The following is a 17,808-nucleotide window of genomic DNA, read 5'->3' as shown; positions in this document are numbered from 1 at the left end:
TTGTTAGAGGCGCTGCATGCGATAGCCAACACCTATATGGGTCTGAATCATGGTGGGGTGGGAGGGGTCTGATTCGACTTTTTTGCGCAAGGTTCGCATGAAGACACGCAGGCTCGCGATGTCGCTATCCCAGCTCGTGCCCCAAATCTCGCGAGTAATATAGGTGTGCGTGAGCACCTTGTCGACGTTTTTCGCTAGGAGAACGAGCAGCTTGTATTCGGTTGGGGTGAGCGAGAGCTCGTGTCCTTCGATCGTCGCGTATCCCGCGGCGTAGTCGATGTGCAGGGGGCCGTTATCGAAGGCGCTCGTTTCGGCTGGCTCGCTCGCCGCCATAGAGGAGCGCCTTAGGCTGGCGCGTACACGCGCGAGCAGCTCTTCTACTGAAAAGGGCTTGGTAAGGTAATCGTCGGCGCCCGCGTCGAGTGCGGTGATTTTGTCGGAGTCTTCGGCGCGAGCCGAGATGACGGTTATGGGCACCGCGGACCAGCTTCGAATCTTGGTGATGACTTCGACTCCGTCGATGTCTGGTAGGCCCAGGTCAAGCATAATGAGGTCGGGGCCATGCGATGCCGCTTCCATGATGGCTGCCTGGCCGTTGCAGGCCTTTTCAACGCTGTATCCATGCAGGACAAGGGCGGTTGATACGAGGTTTTGAACAGCGGGGTCATCTTCAACCAGCAGAATGCGTGGCTTTGTGGCGTCATTCATGGATTTCTATCTCCTCGGCGGGCAGGGTGAAGCGGAAGACGGCTCCACGGGGATGGTTGTCGCGCACCTCGATGATACCGCCGTGTGCCTCTACAATAGAGCGGCACAGCGACAGGCCGAGGCCGAAGCTGCGGTGCGAATCCACGGGTTGGGCTTTACTTGAGATGAAGAATCGGTCGAAGACGCGGGGTTTATCGCAGTCTGCTACGCCTGGGCCGTTGTCGGCAACTTCTACCACGATGAACTTGTCCTCGCGATGAGCGCCGATGGTGATAATCGAGTTCTTGGGTGTGTACTTGAAGGCATTCATAATGAGATTTGTGAGCACCTGCATGATGAGGTGGACGTCGATGCGCACCAGCAGGATATCCTCATCGTTGCGCGCAACGGTGATGGTGTGGCCGCGCGATGCGCGTGCGACATGGCTGAGGGCTCCCGCGATAACCTCGTCGACGAGTTCGGTTGTGAGGTTGAGGCGTATACTGCCGTCCTCGACTCGGGTGATGGCGAGCAAGTTTTCAACGGTATCGATCAGCCAAAGGGAGTCATCGTAGATAGCATCGGCGAGGTTTCGTCGCTGTTCGGGGGTGAGCTTCTCATCGCTTTCCCGAAGGACCGCCGCGGATCCGGAGATCGCCGTGAGGGGCGTTCTCAGGTCATGGCCTATAGAGCGAAGGAGGTTGGCGCGCAGTTGCTCGTTTCTGGCTAGGACGGCGGCCTCTTCACGTTCCTTTGCTGCCCTGTCGCTCTCGAGCGCCAAGGCGCATTCGCCGACGATGGATAAAACAATTGAATGCTCAAAGTCTTCCAGCTCTCGCCCGTTCAGGGCGATGCCCATGACTCCGAACACCTCGTCACCGGTGCGTACCGCAAGGTAAAGACAAGAGGCTTCGGGTAGGGTGCGCGTGCTCGCCCCTGCGTGCTTGTTATTGGCGTAAGTCCACGTTGCGACAGCCCGCTCGTAGTCTGTGAGCAGCGATGCGGAGTGGTCCTCGGAGCCCGCGGGCTCGTAGATGGCTTTCCCGAGAAGGCCGCGATCGGCGGTGTAGAAGACCACATCGAGCTTTAATAGTTTGATGAGCTGGTTCATGGCTACGCGGGCGCGCGCCTCTGCGCCATGGGCCTGCTGCAGGAGCTGGTTTGTTTCGAGGAGCACTCGCGTCCTGAATGCGTTTTCAGCTGAGGTCCGGGCGTTATCGGTGATACGTGCCGTGAGCTCGCCGGCAACCATGGCGGTTGCGAACATGATGGCGAACGTGACAAGGTAGCTTCGATCGTAGCTGTTGAGTGAGAACAGGGGCGTAACGAAGCAGAAGTTGTAGAGAACGACGGAAAGGACGCTGGACATGATTGTGCATAAGCGTCCGGTTGTGGTGACGGCGGTGAGCAGCGCGGTGAGGATATAAAGAGAAATGATGCTGGAGTCGGCGAATCCCAGGTGGCGGAAGGAGACTCCAATCGCCGTGGCAACGAGGGAGAGACCTAGCGTTCGCAGGATATCGCGACCGCTAGGCAGCTGCAGCGCGGTTTGATGCCTGCGCTCCATCGGCCGGGAGGACGGTGTCTCTTGGTCTGGGATGATGTAGATGTCGAGGTTTGGAGCAAATGCTATGAGTTGCTCGACGAGCGATTTGCGACCAAAGAGGGCCTGGCGGACGCCGCCGTGTTCCCCCGTACGTCCCATAACGATCTTCGAGATGCCTGAAAGGCGCGCAAACTCGGAGATTTGAAACGCGATATCGTTTCCGTAGACGGTCTCCATATGCGCGCCGAGCTGCTTGGCAAGGGCGATGTTCGTAGCGAGTCTGCTGCGCTCTTCCTCACCCATTGCTTGAGTGCGCGGGCTCTCCACAAACAGGGCGACGAGCTCGCTCCGAAATGCTTTTGACATGCGTGCCGCGGCACGGACAATGCGAGGATTGGTCGGAGCTGGAGAGATGCAGACCAAGATGCGCTCGCTGGTGTAATAGTCGCGGTTTCCCAACACACGCGCGGCGTCCGTGAGGCGGCCGGTGCGGTCGGCGCAACGGCGCAGCGCGATCTCGCGAAGCGCGGTGAGGTTTTCAATGGTGAAAAAGTTTCGTTGTGCACGATCTGCCTGGTCGGGATGGTAGACGAGTCCGGCGCGAAGGCGTTCGAGCAAGTCTTCAGGTTCGATATCGACGAGTTCGACCTGGTCGGCGTCGTCGAAGACGCGGTCGGGGATTCGCTCGCTCACGACGATTCCGGTGATGGACGCGACTATGTCGTTCAAGCTCTCGATATGTTGGACGTTTACCGTCGTGTAGACATCTATGCCTGCACGCAGGAGCTCTTCTACATCCTGATAACGTTTTTCATGGCGGTTCCCAGGCGCGTTTGTATGGGCTAGCTCATCGACGAGGATGAGCTGGGGGGCGCGCATGATGGCCGCATCGAGGTCGAATTCGGCAAGTGTGATGCCATTGTGTTCGACGAGTTCGTGTGGCACGCATTCGATTCCTCTTGCAAGACGGGCGGTCGCCGGGCGCTCATGCGGTTCGATGTACCCGGCGACGACGTCGACGCCGCGTTGCTTGGCGGCGTGGGCAGCTTGCAGCATCGCGTAGGTTTTGCCCACACCCGCGGCATAGCCGAAGAAGATTTTGAGATGCCCCCGACCATTCCGAACCTCGTCGGGCGATGCGTCTTGTTCGATTGCCTTGAGAAGAAGGTCTGGATTGGCGCGGGTGTCTGATGCGTCACGCGGCATGGTGTTGCCTTTCTAGATCGTGCTGTATGCGCGCACTTGCGGCGACGGCGCCGTTTGGTGCCCACGTGGTCGAGTATAGACACACTGCGAATTCAATGGGGCTTTCTACCTGCATCTTTACGCCATCTTAAGGTCGTCCGAACCAAACCTAATGCCGCTTTAATCTCCGGAAGCGTTTACTGTCGTCAAGCGCTTGCGGGGTCGGGCGCTTGAGAAAGCTATCGTGAGTGAAAGGGGCGGTGAATGAACGTTCTCATTCCCATTATCGGAGTCACCTGCATCGGGCTCCTTATCTATTACATCTATATTCTCATGAGGAGTGATTCTTAAACCATGAGCGCCGTACTTCAGTACGTCCTGTACTTTGCCGTGCTCGTCGTCTTGGCCATTCCGCTCGGTCGGTTCATGGCTCGCGTTATGGACGGCGAGCGCACGTTTCTGTCACCCGTGCTCGCTCTGGTGGAGCGCGGCATCTATCGTCTTTTGCGCATCGATGCGAAGGAGCAGATGGGCTGGAAGCGCTATCTGGCGAGCGTCCTTGCCTTCTCGGGCATCGGGCTCGTGGCGCTCATCGCGCTTCAAATGCTTCAGGCCGTCTTGCCAGGCAACCCGCAGCGTCTGCCCGGTGTATCCTGGGATCTGTCGTTTAACACGGCGGCCTCCTTCATCACCAATACCAACTGGCAGTCCTATTCCGGCGAGACCACCCTGTCCTACCTCGTGCAGTTCATGGGCCTCACCGTGCAGAACTTCGTTTCCGCCGGCACCGGTATCGCGGTCATGTTCGCTCTGATCCGCGGCTTCCGTCAGGTCAAGGAGCAGGGTCTGGGCTCCTTTTGGGTCGACCTCACCCGCACCGTCCTGTATGTGCTTATCCCGCTGAACCTCGTGTTCGGCATCTGCCTGGCTGCCGGTGGCGTCATTTCCAACTTCCAACCGGCTCAGAGGGCTGAGCTCGTAGAGCCCGTCGCCGTCCAGCCTAATGCAGGCGGCGGCTGGAGCGTCATCGACGGTGCTCAGATCGAGGGCGACGCGGTCAAGGTCGATGGCAAGGTCGTTGAGGACGCACGCGTGGTCACCGAGCAGTTTCTGCCCCAGGGTCCCGCGGCTCCTCAGGTTGCCATCAAGCAGTCCGGCACCAACGGCGGCGGCTTCTTTGGCGTGAACTCTGCCCATCCGTATGAGAACCCCAGCGCCTTCACCAACATCATCGAGATGACCGGTTTGCTGCTGATTCCGGCCGCCTGCTGCTTCACCTTCGGCATCGGCGTCAAGAACACCAAGCAGGGCAAGGCCATCTTTGCCGCCATGTTCATCCTGCTGGTGATCTTCACCAGCGTCATCGCCGTCAACGAGCATGCGGGCACCCCGCAGCTGGCCGACGGGGGCGCGGTCAACATCGAGATGACCGACGGCCAGGCCGGCGGCAATATGGAGGGCAAGGAGAGCCGCTTCGGCATCGCCTCCTCCTCCACGTGGTCTGCCTTCACGACGGCCGCCTCGAACGGCTCGGTCAACTCCATGCACGATTCCTACACCCCGCTGGGCGGATTCGTCCAGATGCTCCAGATCGCGCTGGGCGAGGTCGTCTTCGGCGGCGTGGGCTGCGGCCTGTACGGCATGATTGGCTTCGCCATCCTCACGGTGTTCATCGCCGGTCTCATGGTCGGACGCACGCCTGAGTTCCTGGGCAAGAAGATCGAGCCGGGCGAGATGCGCTGGGCCGTGGTCCTGTGCCTGGCAACGCCGTTCGCCATTCTGGTGTGCTCCGCTGTCGCCTGCATGGTGCCCGGTCTTGCCGACCTGCTCAACAATGGCGGCGCGCACGGCTTCTCCGAGGTGCTGTATGCCTTCACCTCATGCGGCGGCAACAACGGCTCCGCGTTCGCCGGTATGAACTGCAACATTCCCTGGATTAACGTCCTGCTGGGAGTCGAGATGCTATTTGTCCGCTTTTTGCCGATCGCCGGCGTGCTTGCCATCGCCGGCTCGCTGGCCAAGAAGGGTAAGGTCGCCGAGAGCGCCGGTACCCTGTCCACCACCAACGGCATGTTCGTATTCCTGCTCGTGCTCATCGTTTTGCTGATTGGCGCGCTGAGCTTCTTCCCGGTCCTGGCGCTTGGCCCCGTTGCCGAGTTCTTCCAGATGATTGCGTAAAGGAGGACGCAGATTAATGGCTATGCAAAAAGACATGATGGGCCGCGCGGTTCGCGACTCGTTTGCCAAACTGGATCCCCGCGTCCAGATTCAAAACCCGGTCATGTTCCTGGTGTGGCTTTCCGCCGCCATGACCTCCGTCCTGGCCGTCGCTTCCATCTTTGGCGTGCAGGATGCGGGCGTCCCCACGTATTACGTGGTCGCCATCGCGGCCATCCTGTGGCTCACCGACCTGTTCTCCAACTTCGCCGAGGCGCTCGCCGAGGGCCGCGGTAAGGCACAGGCCGATTCCCTGCGAGCTGCTAAGAAGGATGTCGAGGCCCATCGCATCGAGTCCGTTGAGGACAGGGAGCACTTCACCGTAGTGCCCGGCACCGAGCTCGCACGCGGCGATCTTGTGATCGTTCGCGCTGGCGAGCAGATTCCGGGAGATGGCGACGTCATCGAGGGCGCCGCCTCAGTGGATGAATCCGCCATCACCGGCGAGTCTGCCCCCGTGGTGCGCGAGGCGGGCGGCGATCGCTCTGCCGTAACCGGTGGCACTACGGTGCTGTCGGATTGGATTGTCGTCAAGATCTCCAGCGAGCCCGGCAAGAGCTTCTTGGACAAGATGATCGCTATGGTCGAGGGCGCCGCCCGCAAGAAGACCCCCAACGAGATCGCGCTCGAGATCTTCCTGGTCGCCCTGTCTATCGTCTTTATCCTCGTGACACTGGCGCTGTATTGCTACTCCAGCTTCTCCGCGGGGCTCAACGATATGGCGAACCCCACGGCCGTGACCACACTCGTGGCGCTTCTCGTCTGCCTGGCGCCCACCACCATCGGCGCCCTGCTGTCCGCCATCGGCATCGCCGGCATGAGCCGTCTGAACGAGGCCAACGTGCTGGCCATGTCCGGCCGCGCCATCGAGGCCGCCGGCGACGTCGACATCCTCATGCTCGACAAGACCGGCACCATCACCCTGGGTAACCGCCAGGCCGCCGAGTTCATCCCGGTCGACGACGTCGATCCCGCGGAGCTGGCCGACGCTGCGCAGCTCTCCTCGCTTGCCGACGAGACCCCCGAGGGCCGGTCCATCGTCGTGCTCGCCAAGGAGCAGTTCGGTCTGCGCGGCCGCACGCTCGAGGATAAGGGTATGGAGTTCATCCCGTTCACTGCGGCAACACGTATGTCCGGCGTGAACTACGAGGGCAATGAGATCCGAAAGGGTGCGGCAGACTCGGTGCGGGCGTATGTCGAGGCGGCGGGCGGCGTGTTTTCCAATGAGTGCGACGACGCCGTCGAGCGCATCGCCAAGGCTGGGGGCACCCCGCTGGTAGTTACCAAGAATTGCCGCGTCCTCGGCGTCGTCTACCTTAAGGACATCATCAAGTCCGGCGTGAAGGAGAAGTTCGCCGACCTGCGCCGCATGGGCATCAAGACCATCATGGTGACGGGGGACAACCCGCTTACGGCAGCTGCCATAGCGGCCGAGGCGGGCGTGGACGACTTCCTTGCCGAGGCCACTCCCGAGGGCAAGCTCGAGAAGATCCGCGAGTTCCAGCGTGAGGGCCACCTGGTCGCCATGACCGGCGACGGCACCAACGACGCGCCCGCTCTGGCTCAGGCCGACGTCGCTGTTGCCATGAACACGGGCACCCAGGCCGCTAAGGAGGCCGGCAACATGGTCGACCTCGACTCCAGCCCCACCAAGCTCATCGAGGTCGTGCGTATTGGCAAGCAGTTGCTCATGACACGTGGTTCGCTCACGACCTTCTCGGTGGCTAACGACGTGGCGAAGTACTTCGCTATCATTCCTGCTTTGTTCTCGCCGATCTACCCGGGTCTTAGCGCGCTCAACATCCTCGGTCTGGCAAGCCCGCTGTCCGCGGTTCTTTCGGCCATCATCTATAACGCGCTCGTTATCGTCGCGCTGATCCCGGCCGCCCTCAAGGGTGTCAAGTACCGCGAGGTCCCGTCCGGCCAGCTGTTGACCCATAACCTACTGGTGTGGGGTCTGGGCGGCATCGTGGCGCCGTTCGTGTTCATCAAGATCATCGACATGCTGCTGAGCCTGTTCGGCATCGGCATGATGTAGGAAGGGGTTTGTATGTTCAAAGGCGTTGCATCGCGTGCGCTCGGCGTGTTCGCGCTGTTTACCGTCGTGTGCGGCCTGGGCTACACGCTCGTCGTAACGGGTATCGCCCAGGTTGCGTTCCCGTATCAGGCGAATGGTTCGCTTATCAAAGTCGACGGCAGGGTTGTGGGTTCGGAGCTCATCGGCCAGAACTTCGAGGATGAGGACCACATGTGGGGCCGCATTCAGAACGTGTCGGTGATCGAGGACGCGAACGGCGAGCTCATGGCGTATGGCGCTCCGTCCAACCTCTCCCCGGCGAGCGAGGAGTACCGGCAGCTTGTGGACGAGCGCGTCGAGAAGATTCGCGCCGCCAATCCCGACGCCGGCATGGATGCCGTGCCCGTCGACTTAGTGACCTGCTCCGGCTCAGGCCTCGACCCCGAAATCTCCCCGGATGCTGCCGAGTACCAGGTTCCGCGCCTGGCGAAGGCCACCGGCAAGAGCGAGGACGAGGTGCGCGATATCATCGCAAAATGCTCCAAGGATCGTTTCCTGGGCGTTTTCGGTGAGCCTACCGTTAACGTCCTAAAGGTTAATCTCATGCTCGATGGCGTGCTGTAATTGGTTTTTCATGGATGATTCTTTAAGGAGCTCGGTTTGGATCGATTCCAGCCGGGCTCCTTACATTTTCGTTAGTCCTCTGTAAGGTGAATCGATGGCTGCGGCGGGCGGTATTTCTGACAATGGTTGCCAGGTAAACAACGATGCAAGCGTATCGATAGGTAAAGGATGGCCGCCATGGGTCTGTATCTCAAGCTCGCGTTTGGCAACGTGCGGAGAAGCGCGCGCGACTACTCGGTCTATTTCGTCACGCTTGGCTTTGCCGCGTGCCTGCTCTATTCCTTTGTAGCGTCTTCTGACTACCTCAACCGGCTCGACCTCTCGCCCGACCAGATGAGCGTGGTGGCGAGCTCCGGCGATATCCTGCAGGCGTTTTCAATCTTCACCGTGTTGGTGTTCTTGTTCTTGGTGCGCTATGCCAACCGCTTTTTGCTGCGTCGCCGCAGCCGCGAGTTCGCATTGTACAAACTGGTGGGCATGGACCGCGGTGCCGTGTCCTGCGTTCTGGTGATGGAGACCGCTTGCGTGGGCGTGCTCGCGCTGGCGCTGGGCGTGCTGCTGGGCGTGGCCCTGTCACCCGCCTTTGGGGCTATCACCGCGTTTGTGTTCGATGTGCCGTGGCGCCCCATGGTGGTGTTCTCGTCCCAATCCGCCGTATGGACAAGCGGGTGCTTTGCTGCGGTGTTTGCGCTCAACGCATTTGACGGCGCGCGCAACATAGGTAGGCGTCCCTTGATCGAGCTGATCGCTGCCGAGCGCGCGCCGGAAGTCGCTTCTACGGGAGGGCGCTTGGCTCGCGGCGTGCAGGTTGCGGTGGCGGCGGTGCTGCTCGCCGTGGTGTGGGGCGCGTGCGTGTTTCAGCCCGTCTATTTCATCGCCTTCATCATCCCCATGGGGTTTGCGGCATGCTTCGCAACCGCATTGGTGGCGCGCATCGTTGTAACGGGCTGGTCCGCCCGCGCCCGCCGCCGCACGGAGCGGTACTGGTGGGGCCTGCGCGCGTTCACCGTGCGGCAGGTGGAGGCCCGCGTGGCAAGCTCGTCCATGGCGCTTGCCTGCGTGTGCGTGCTCATCGCGGTCTCCGTGTGCATGATGGTGGCGGGCTTTGCCTTCAGCGTGGGGATGCGCACCCCGGAGCTTATCTCCCAAGGTCTTGCGACTTCCATGGCGCCCATTGGATTCATCGGTATCTTTTACGGATCCGTCTTTTTGCTGAGCGCCGTGGCGGTGCTCTCGCTGCAGCAGCTTTCCGGTGCGGCGGATGCCCGTCATGCGTACGCCTCGCTTGCAAAGCTTGGATGCGAGCGCGCGGACATGGCCCTGTCCGTGCGCAAGCAGGTGCTGCTCTACTTTGCCGCCCCGTTTGCGGGGGCGATGGTGCACGACGTGTTCGGTCTGTTTTTGGTGGCATTTCTTGCGTTCGCGCTGGGTACAAGCGGCTTTTTCGCCATCACGGGCGGCGTGTTGCTGTTCACGGCTGCATTGCTTGCGGTCTATGGCGTGCTGACGTCGCTCGCGGTGGAGCGCCTATGCCTCGCGGACGCGTAGGCGCGCGGCGACAAGTCCGGCAGAGGTTATTGCCGCCGCGAATAGGACGATGATACCCAGGCTGCTCGCTACGGTTGCGAGCACATCAAAAGTGATAGCCTGCGCTCCCAGCGCCTCCGTGATGGCGTTGTACATCCAGTAGGTGGGGGTAAAGCGCGCCATCGCCTGCACGCCGGGGCCCATGAGCGACAACGGAACCCACGCTCCTCCCAAGAACGACATGACCATGCCGCCTAAATTTGCGATGGCGTTGAGCGCGTCTTCTTGAAAGCCGCATTGCGCAAGGGTGTAGGCAAGCGAAAGCGGAACCAGGGCGAATATCGCAAGCGAGATCAAAGCGAGTGCGAGTTGCGGTAAAGCCTGCGAGACCAGGGATGCGGCCCCTGAGGCTGCAATGCCAACTACGGTGACCCACGCGCACACCGCTAGGGCGAGCACGCCGCAGCCGGCGATGCCGCCCAGTCCCAGGCGCCAGGTGCTCATGGGGGACGAGAGCTGGCGGCGGCGGACGTCGGGTGCGTTGAGCGTCGCCAGCACCACTCCTGCGACCACAATGATGGATGAGGTTATGGTATAGGAGCTAAAGGTGAGGTAGAACGCAAGTCGCGACGCCGCGGCGTTGCCGGGGGTTGTTTCGAGTACCTGTACGGACGGCTCGACGCTGCTGCTTTGCGTAACTGCGTCGACAATGCCGTCCGCATCAAGCGCGGGCTCCAACGCGGCCTGTGCGGCGGCTAGGGACGCCCAACGGCTCGCACGCTGGGATGCCAGCGCCGCGGCTTGCATGTTTGACCCGGCGGCCATGTTGAGCTGCGGCAGGTCCCGGCCTGCATGCGCCGCGTCAATAAGCTGGTCGCCAAATCCCTCGGGGATTATAAGGACTATATCCGCTTGGTCTTTTGCTAAAACGTCTTGCAGCGCGGTGGGTTCATCGTCCGCATCTACAAGCTCATCCGTTGTTTCAAGGGCGGCGCGAAGCGCACGTGAAATGGCCGAGTCGTCGCGGTCGGCCAGCGCGATGGTGGCCTGAGAAGACGCGGACGAGGGTGCGGGGGCTTGCGCGGTGCCTACCTCTCCCATAAGCAGGACGCCCATTGCGGATAGAAAGCCGATGTAGATGGCGAGGTAGAGTGGGTGGCGTAGCGCGATGATGATTGCTCGCTTACAGATGTTCATGGGTGTACCTCCTCATGAAGGCGACGGAGATCGCAAGGAAGACGGCGGCCATCGCCGTGCCGGCGGCTATGCGCAGGGCGAACGGCGCGAGCGCATCGTAGTAGTAGACGCTGTAGAACAAATCGCGTACAAGGCAAACCGGATTGATCCAGGTAACGGCGGGGAAAGCTTTGGCCACCGAGTCGGCTAGCTCCATGGTGGGCTGACCGTAGAGGCCCGCAAACAGCGAGAGCAGGCACGTGACGGCCGTGAGAAGCCCGCGGCGGGAGTCTGATCCCATGCGACCGGGGATCGAGCCCACCAGTGCGCCCAGGCCGCAAGAAAGCAGGCTGGCGACGGCGATTCCTATAAGGCAGAGCGGTTCGCGCCCAGCGAAGTCGATGTGCGCGGTAAGGCAGATATAGCCAAAGGCGATTGCGAGAAAAGCGGTCGACACAACCCAGCAGCCGGCGATGGTGGGGATGAGTAAGCGCATTCGGCTGGTGCCCGACACGGCGCGCCGCGCGCCCTCTGCAGAAGCGGTGGGCTGCAGGCGCCACACGCTTTGCTCTGCGAGCTGGGCGGCGAAGATGGAGGCCATGCCGAGCAGGGCATAGTAGAAGCGCACCATGGCGTCCGGTTGGGCGCGCGTGAGCGACACCTGGGCGACGTCGACGGTTTGGGAGAGCGCGGCTTCTATTGCGGATGCGTTCGCCAGGGCGGCGGGGTTGTTTTGGACTACGTTTGCAACCAGGCTTTGGTTTTGCAGGTAGCTGGTAAGGATGGACTCCAGGATGGCGCGGTTGACGTTATAGGATGAGTCGCTGCTTGTGCCCGTCGGGGCGAGGACAAGCAGGGGCTCTCCATTTGATTGAACCGAGAAGGCGCCGTCTGCCTGGCCGTCTTTTACGAAGGATCGGGCATCTTTGGTTGAGTTGACGGGGACGGCGCGCAGCAGGGGCTCGTCCTGCGTCGCGAGCGCGTCGATAACTTGGGAGAAGGGCGAGGTGCGCCATGCGTCATCGTCCACAACCGCTACATCGATGGCCTCGACGGACTCTTGGGCGCGCAGCGGCTCGAACATGAAGTTGAACACGGTGGCGAGGACGATGGGGAAGACGAGCGTCCACACCACGGCGCTGGGCGTGTGCAGCAGCGTGCGAACGGTTGTTGTAAAGGTGGTCCACATGGGCGTTTCTCCTTAATCGCGCAGCTCGCGACCGGTGATCTCGAGGAAGACGTCGTTGAGGGTGGGCGGTGCGCATGTGATGCGCCCCATGCGGACGTTGCCTGCGCGCAGCGCCGCCAGAACGTCGGTGAGGTTGTGCTCGCTGGCTTCGCATGAGACGGCGAGCAGGTTGTCGGTGAGCGCGACGTCGATGACGTGGGGGAGCGCCCGCAGGCGGTCGAGCTCTCGTTTGTCGATGGACGATGCGGCAGCTTCTCGCGTTCCCGATGCCGTCTGGAGTTCCACCACGATGCGTTCGCCAGTTTTAATGGAGCGCTTGAGTTCATCGCACGTGCCCTGAGCCAACGCGCGCCCATGGTCCATGATCATGACGCGGTCGCAGATCTGCTCGACCTCCTCCATATAGTGGCTGGTATACACAACCGTCGCGCCTTCTGAGCGCAGTCGTTGGATGCCGGTGAGGATGGAGTTGCGGCTTTGGGGGTCGACGGCGACGGTGGGTTCATCGAAGAAGATGAGCTCTGGTTTATGGGCGATGCCGCAGGCGATGTTGAGACGTCGTAAAAGACCGCCAGAGAGCTTTCCAGGGCGAAACGCCGCGAATTCTTCCAGGCCAACAAACTCGATCGCCTCGTCCACCAACGTGCGGCGGCGCGTGCGGTCGCTTACGTAGAGCGAGCAGAAGTAATCGATGTTCTCGTGGACGGTAAGCTCGTTGATGACGGCGACCTGCTGCGGCACGACGCCGATACGGCGTTTGAGGTCGTAGCGCGCAGGGTCCATGGGTTCGCCGAACAGCCGGATGGTGCCGCGGTCATACGTGAGCAGCGCGAGCATGCAGTTGATGCTGGTGGTTTTGCCCGACCCGTTGGGGCCCAGCAAGCCAAAGATCTCGCCTTGGGTTACGTGTAGATTGAAGTGGTCGAGGGCAAGTAGGTCGTCATAGCGCTTGACAAGATTCTCTACGGCGATGATATCCATGGGTCCTCCGTATGGTCTCGCTGTCGATTGGTTCGCTGGCCATTATGCTGCCTGAGGAGCGGGAATGTGGATAGTGACAATTGTCACGACCGCGTTTTGCTACCATACGAACCCATGGAGAGGATAGTTGACATAACGGTTGTGTATGCGTGCTGCGTGCTGTCGATGCTGCTTGCGCTGTGCTGTCCCGCTGCGACGCCGGCGGTTCTTGCGCTGTACGGCGGGTTGACGGGGTTGGCGTCCGTTGCCTGTTTTCTGGTATCTGTCATTTGCGTTTTGGGATGCGAGTGGTCCGGCTGTGCCTCGCGCGCTGTCCTGCCCGCTGCGTATTGCGTGATCGCTGTGGCTGTGCCCGCCGGCGTCTTCTTTGTGCCCGCTGCGCTCTATGAGCTCATGCGGTCTGTGCATGAACCTTTGCCGTGGAAGGTTGCCCCTGCCGCTGCTCTTTTCCCCGCCGTCGCATTGGCGGCGCGTGGCGGGGTGGCGCCCGCATTGCTGCTGGTTGTTGCGGTAGCGGCTCTTGCGGCGCTTCTATCCATGCGAACCTGCGCGCTTACGGCCCAGCGCGACCTGACACGACGTACGCGCGACGATCTTGTTGAGCGCGAGCTTTGCGTGCGTGACGCTTTGGCGGCGGTGCGGGCGGCGCCCGGTGGCCCTGGCGTGACGGACGAGGGGGCCGCTGCAGGTGCTGGCGCCATTGCGGGCGCGTCTGCTGCCGCCGCCGCGGAGCCCGACGCCCGTCCGCGCGAGTTTGAATGCTTGACGGAGCGCGAATACGAGATTGTTCGCCTGGTGGCCGAAGGGCTCGACAACCACGAGATCGCAGCGGAAGCGTTTATCAGCGAAGGTACGGTGCGAAACCGGATTAGCTCGGTGCTTTCCAAGACCGGCTACAAGAATAGGACGCAGCTCGCGGTCGCTTGGTGGCGCTCGCGTTCGTTGTAGCGAGTCCTTTGCTCCGTTGAATAAGCGCGCCTTTCGCCCGCCCGCCGCTATAGCTCCTTTTTAAAGAACACGTCCATCGTGGTGTGGGGGCTTCCCGGCAGCGGTCTATCGTCTTCGGCGTAGTCCAGCGCACGGTACAGGGCGATGGCTGCCATAAGGTCATGATGGGTTTCCAGGTAGAGCGTGCTAAAACCGGCGCGGCGCGCAAAGTCTTCGACCGCGAGGGTGAGCGCGGTCGCGATGCCGCGTCGCTGCGCTTCGGGCGCCACGTAGAGCTTCTGCAGCTCCGCCGTGCCCGTCGCGCCAGCGACCGGTGACGCGCCCGCGCCGCCCACCACGGTTCCATCCAACTCGGCGATAAAGTAGGCGCGATGCGGCGAGGCCGAGTAGTACCTGCTTAGGTGGTCGAGTTCGGGATCGAAATACGCCGTGCCCGGTCGGTCGAGACCGTGTGCCACGAGGCTGCGCCGGATGATGCGTGCGATCGCCGCGTCGTCGCGCACCTCGATCGCGCGGATAACCAGGCGCTCGTTTTGCTTATCGCGCTCGTCTTGCAATCGTTGCTCCCCCATATCCGCCTACTCAATCCCTGCGGGCCAGCGGTTGGCGGACAGGTCCACGCGGCCGTCTGCAAGAAAGCTCACGCCTTCTTCTTCCAGCAGTTCGCGCTGCGCTTCCGGGCCGCCAAAGGCGAAGCCGGGGGCGAGGCGACCGTCCGCGAAGACGATGCGATGACAGGGGATGATGCCCGGGCGGGGGTTTACATGCAGAGCATAGCCCACGTAGCGTGCGCGGCGGGGCTCGCCAACCAGCTTGGCTATCTGCCCATATGTGGCGACCATGCCTTCCGGTACCTGCTCGACCATCTGGTAGACTCGCTCGAAGAATCCCTCTTTTGCCGTCGGTTCCATATATCTCCCTGCGATGAAGATGGTTTTGCGGCTAAGTGTATCGCATCGCGGCGGCCGGGCGGTGGGGAGACCCCGCCCGTCGGCGTTCTCTACGCTTGGTAGACCGGGGGCGGTTGCCAAGCGGCATGTTGCCATGTAGTATCGTTCGATACTCACGACTGCTGTAGTCTTTCATATTTTGGGAAAGGGGAGCGTCGCCATGCTTGCTTCCATGAGGATTTGGCTCTAGCCACGGTCGCGTGAGCGACCGGTCGCATTGCATTTCAACCGATCGCATCAAAAGGAAAAATCAATATGCATAAGAATGATCGCGCTTCTTGGAAGCGTTCCCTGGCCCTTGTCTGGTTGGGGGAGGCGTTTTCAGTTCTTACCAGCTCCGTGTTGCAGATGGGGCTTATCTGGCACGTCACGCTGACTACAGGCTCCGCTGGCGCCCTGTCGTTGGTGAGCCTCGCGGGCTTTCTGCCCATGGCGGTGCTCGGGGTGTTTGCCGGAACCATCGTCGACCGATCGTCGATCAAGCGGTTGATGATAGGCGCCGACCTCTTCATTGCGGGTGTGAGCTGCACGCTTGCGTTTGGATCGGCGGCGGGCGGTCTTCCCGTGTGGGCCGTCGCCGCGGTGGTGTTCGTCCGCGCCCTTGGCACCACGCTGCACACGCCGGCGTTCAACGCGTTGACGCCCATGCTCGCTCCGCCGGAGATGCTGGGGCGTCTTGCCGGCATCCAGCAGTTCATGCAATCCGGCAGCTATATCTTGGGAAACGCCATCGCGGCGGTTCTCTATCCCATGTTCGGTCTTACCGCCATGGTCGCGCTCGACGTCGCCGGCGCGGTGATCGCGAGCGTCGCCGTGGCTATATCGGGCGTGGAGACGCCGCGCGTCCACCGAGAGCAGGTGGATCAAGCGGGAGCCGGGGCGCTGCGCGGGTTCATGCGGGATACCGTCCAGGGCTATCGGGAGCTCAGGCGCCACGCCGGCTTGTTCGCCATGCTGTGGATAGGCTTTGCGTTCTCCGTGCTGTTCAGTCCCATTTCCGCCTTGTTCCCGCTTATGACGTTCGAGCATTTCGGCGGCACCACTATGCAGTCAGCCGCTACCGAGATCGTCTTCTCGCTGGGCATGATCGCCGCCAGCGCGTGGATAGGCGCCACGGGAGGTTTCAAGCATCAGGGCGTTTCTTGCGTGCTGGCGATCGCCCTGTTTGGCGTCACGACGCTCGCCTCGGGCTTGCTGCCGGCGTCGGCCTTCGCCCTGTTCCTGGCGTTTACGTTCGCTATGGGGGTATCGTCCCCGTTGTATAGCAGCCCGCAGATGGCGCTTATGCAGCGCAAGGTCGATCCGGATTGCTTGGGACGAGTTTTTGGCCTGTACGGCGCGGTATGTAGCTGGGCCATGCCCGTGGGCCTCATCTTCTCAACTTTGTTCGCCGACTCGATCGGCGTGACGCGCTGTTTTGTTTTGGTGGGTGTGGCCATGATCGTCCTGGCGGCGCTTTCCTGGTCCATCAAGAGCGTCCGAACCATCGATCAGCATTAAGTTATGGCTGCTCCGTAAACGCAGAAAAGACCCCGCCACGTTGTATGTGACGGGGTCTTTTCCGAGGTACACCATTGGAATTGCCCAGAGGGGAGGGAGGCAATCCTTCTGACAGGGCCCCTAATTTCATCGCCTGCGGGGTGGTTCCTGTCGCTGAGTTAACTATAGTAAACAGTTAGCTATAGGTAACTGGAAAAGACGCCCCTCACATTCTCTCCATAAGTTAACTAAGGCTTACAAGTCGCTCAATCACTCCAAGTGCCGCTGTAACAGGTCGGCTCCACCGCGACGGGTCGGTAAGGCTAGAGTGCGGACGAGGGCTCCAGGTATTTCTCGACCAGCTCCTCGAAGGCACCGTCGTCGCCGGTGGATTCGAGTACGGCGTCGCAGTAGGGGCGGACATCGTCCGTGACGTTGGCCACGCCCACGCCCAGTCCCGCGGCCTTGATCATAGCGAGGTCGTTGGCGGAGTCTCCCACGCCGATCATCTGCTCCATGGGGATACCCAGCATCTCGGCGAGCTTCTTTAGGCCGTAACCCTTGTCGATGCCGGCGGGCATGAACTCGAGGTAGCGTTTGGACGAGAACGTGATCTCGACGCCCAAGCGCCGCGCCATGGGTTCAAGCTCGTGTCCAAGCTGCTGCAGGCCCTCAAAGTCAGGATCCATAAAGATGAGCTTGACTATGTTGCGGCCGTCCAGGAAGGAGAGGTCCGTATGGTCGGCGCTGGAGAAATGCGTGACGCCGGAGATCTTCTCAAGATAGGTGCGCTCCGCCTCCGGCGCGTCGCACACGAAAACATGACCGTCTGCCACGTTGACGTGCATGCACTTACCCAGCTCGCGTCCAAGGGCGTAGAGCTCCTCGGCGCACGCGCGGCCGATGCCGCAGCTGGTAAGGGGCTTGGGGTCGCCCACGCGGTTGATGAAGCCGCCGTTGTACGAGATAACGTAGCTGCCTTCGAGCAGCGCTGGGTCAAGGTGGGCGAAGTTATCCATGATGGAGGAGTACCACCTGCCGCTGGACGGAACAAAGAGCACGCCCAGCTCCTTCATGCGCTGCATCGCGCGGATATTTGCCTCGGGAATCTGGTGGTCGTGGTCCAAGAAGGTCTCGTCCATATCAGTTGCTACCAGCTTGTACATGCTTCCCCCTTTACCCGCGCGCCCCGCGCGTCCAAAACACAAGCTGCCACGTGTGGCCGTACGTTCTCAATCTAGCAGAAACCCGTCCGCCTACCGGGTGCGAGGCGGACGGGCTT

At 61.4% G+C, this 17,808-nt stretch carries 14 protein-coding genes; 6 read left to right on the top strand and 8 right to left on the bottom strand.

Going from position 1 to position 17,808, the window contains the following annotated elements:
* Positions 1–3: 3 nt before the first annotated feature.
* Both B3H65_RS00735 and B3H65_RS00730 read right to left on the bottom strand, forming a co-directional pair.
* Positions 4–708, bottom strand: coding sequence for a response regulator transcription factor (locus B3H65_RS00735; RefSeq protein WP_286683733.1), 705 nt, complete (start codon positions 706–708; stop codon positions 4–6).
* On the bottom strand, positions 701–3,439 hold the full coding sequence (locus B3H65_RS00730; protein WP_286683732.1) for a sensor histidine kinase: 2,739 nt from the start codon (positions 3,437–3,439) through the stop codon (positions 701–703). The genes B3H65_RS00735 and B3H65_RS00730 overlap by 8 nt, the downstream gene beginning before the upstream one ends.
* A 333-nt stretch (positions 3,440–3,772) precedes the next feature.
* On the opposite strand from B3H65_RS00730, the gene kdpA reads away from it, so the two are divergent.
* The 4 genes from kdpA (at position 3,773) to B3H65_RS00710 (ending at position 9,824) form a co-directional block, all read left to right on the top strand.
* On the top strand, positions 3,773–5,596 hold the full coding sequence (kdpA, locus tag B3H65_RS00725; protein ID WP_286683731.1) for a potassium-transporting ATPase subunit KdpA: 1,824 nt from the start codon (positions 3,773–3,775) through the stop codon (positions 5,594–5,596).
* A 16-nt stretch (positions 5,597–5,612) separates the two neighbouring features.
* On the top strand, positions 5,613–7,673 hold the full coding sequence (kdpB, locus tag B3H65_RS00720; protein WP_286683730.1) for a potassium-transporting ATPase subunit KdpB: 2,061 nt from the start codon (positions 5,613–5,615) through the stop codon (positions 7,671–7,673).
* Positions 7,674–7,685: 12 nt separating this feature from the next.
* Positions 7,686–8,276: a potassium-transporting ATPase subunit KdpC gene (gene kdpC, locus B3H65_RS00715; protein WP_286683729.1), complete on the top strand. Its 591-nt coding sequence runs from the start codon at positions 7,686–7,688 to the stop codon at positions 8,274–8,276.
* A 177-nt stretch (positions 8,277–8,453) separates the two neighbouring features.
* Complete coding sequence (locus B3H65_RS00710) at positions 8,454–9,824, top strand: FtsX-like permease family protein (RefSeq protein ID WP_286683728.1); 1,371 nt, start codon at positions 8,454–8,456, stop codon at positions 9,822–9,824.
* Here the strand turns inward: B3H65_RS00710 and B3H65_RS00705 are convergent.
* Genes B3H65_RS00705 through B3H65_RS00695 form a run of 3 tightly spaced genes read right to left on the bottom strand, consistent with a single transcriptional unit; the run spans position 9,804 to position 13,149 of the window.
* Positions 9,804–11,000: an ABC transporter permease gene (locus tag B3H65_RS00705; protein WP_286683727.1), complete on the bottom strand. Its 1,197-nt coding sequence runs from the start codon at positions 10,998–11,000 to the stop codon at positions 9,804–9,806. The genes B3H65_RS00710 and B3H65_RS00705 overlap by 21 nt on opposite strands.
* Complete coding sequence (locus tag B3H65_RS00700) at positions 10,987–12,168, bottom strand: ABC transporter permease (protein WP_286683726.1); 1,182 nt, start codon at positions 12,166–12,168, stop codon at positions 10,987–10,989. The genes B3H65_RS00705 and B3H65_RS00700 overlap by 14 nt, the downstream gene beginning before the upstream one ends.
* Before the next feature lie 12 nt (positions 12,169–12,180).
* Positions 12,181–13,149 (bottom strand): ABC transporter ATP-binding protein, encoded by a 969-nt coding sequence (locus tag B3H65_RS00695; RefSeq protein WP_117679839.1) that lies wholly within the window; start codon positions 13,147–13,149, stop codon positions 12,181–12,183.
* 66 nt (positions 13,150–13,215) lie between these two features.
* Here B3H65_RS00695 and B3H65_RS00690 point away from each other — a divergent pair, with 66 nt between their 5' ends.
* Entirely contained in the window at positions 13,216–14,097 is an 882-nt protein-coding gene (locus B3H65_RS00690; RefSeq protein ID WP_286683725.1) for a helix-turn-helix transcriptional regulator, read from the top strand.
* Positions 14,098–14,144: 47 nt separating this feature from the next.
* On the opposite strand, the gene B3H65_RS00685 is transcribed toward B3H65_RS00690, so the two are convergent.
* Both B3H65_RS00685 and B3H65_RS00680 read right to left on the bottom strand, forming a co-directional pair.
* A complete protein-coding gene (locus B3H65_RS00685) occupies positions 14,145–14,669 on the bottom strand; it encodes a GNAT family N-acetyltransferase (protein WP_286683724.1) in 525 nt (174 codons plus the stop codon).
* Positions 14,670–14,675: 6 nt separating this feature from the next.
* Positions 14,676–15,008, bottom strand: a complete 333-nt coding sequence (locus B3H65_RS00680; RefSeq protein ID WP_286683723.1) for an MGMT family protein — start codon at positions 15,006–15,008, stop codon at positions 14,676–14,678.
* Positions 15,009–15,302: 294 nt separating this feature from the next.
* Here B3H65_RS00680 and B3H65_RS00675 point away from each other — a divergent pair, with 294 nt between their 5' ends.
* Entirely contained in the window at positions 15,303–16,547 is a 1,245-nt protein-coding gene (locus tag B3H65_RS00675) for an MFS transporter (protein ID WP_286683722.1), read from the top strand.
* A 302-nt stretch (positions 16,548–16,849) separates the two neighbouring features.
* Here the strand turns inward: B3H65_RS00675 and B3H65_RS00670 are convergent, their stop codons facing one another.
* Complete coding sequence (locus tag B3H65_RS00670; RefSeq protein ID WP_286683721.1) at positions 16,850–17,692, bottom strand: HAD-IIB family hydrolase; 843 nt, start codon at positions 17,690–17,692, stop codon at positions 16,850–16,852.
* Between the last annotated feature and the right edge of the window lie 116 nt (positions 17,693–17,808).

It is taken from the genome of Collinsella sp. UBA1693 (genome assembly GCF_002320115.1).
Taxonomy (GTDB): Bacteria; Actinomycetota; Coriobacteriia; order Coriobacteriales; family Coriobacteriaceae; genus Collinsella; species Collinsella tanakaei.
The sequence above is the reverse complement of the archived record's forward strand: the minus strand, read 5'-3'. Positions and strand labels throughout refer to the sequence as shown.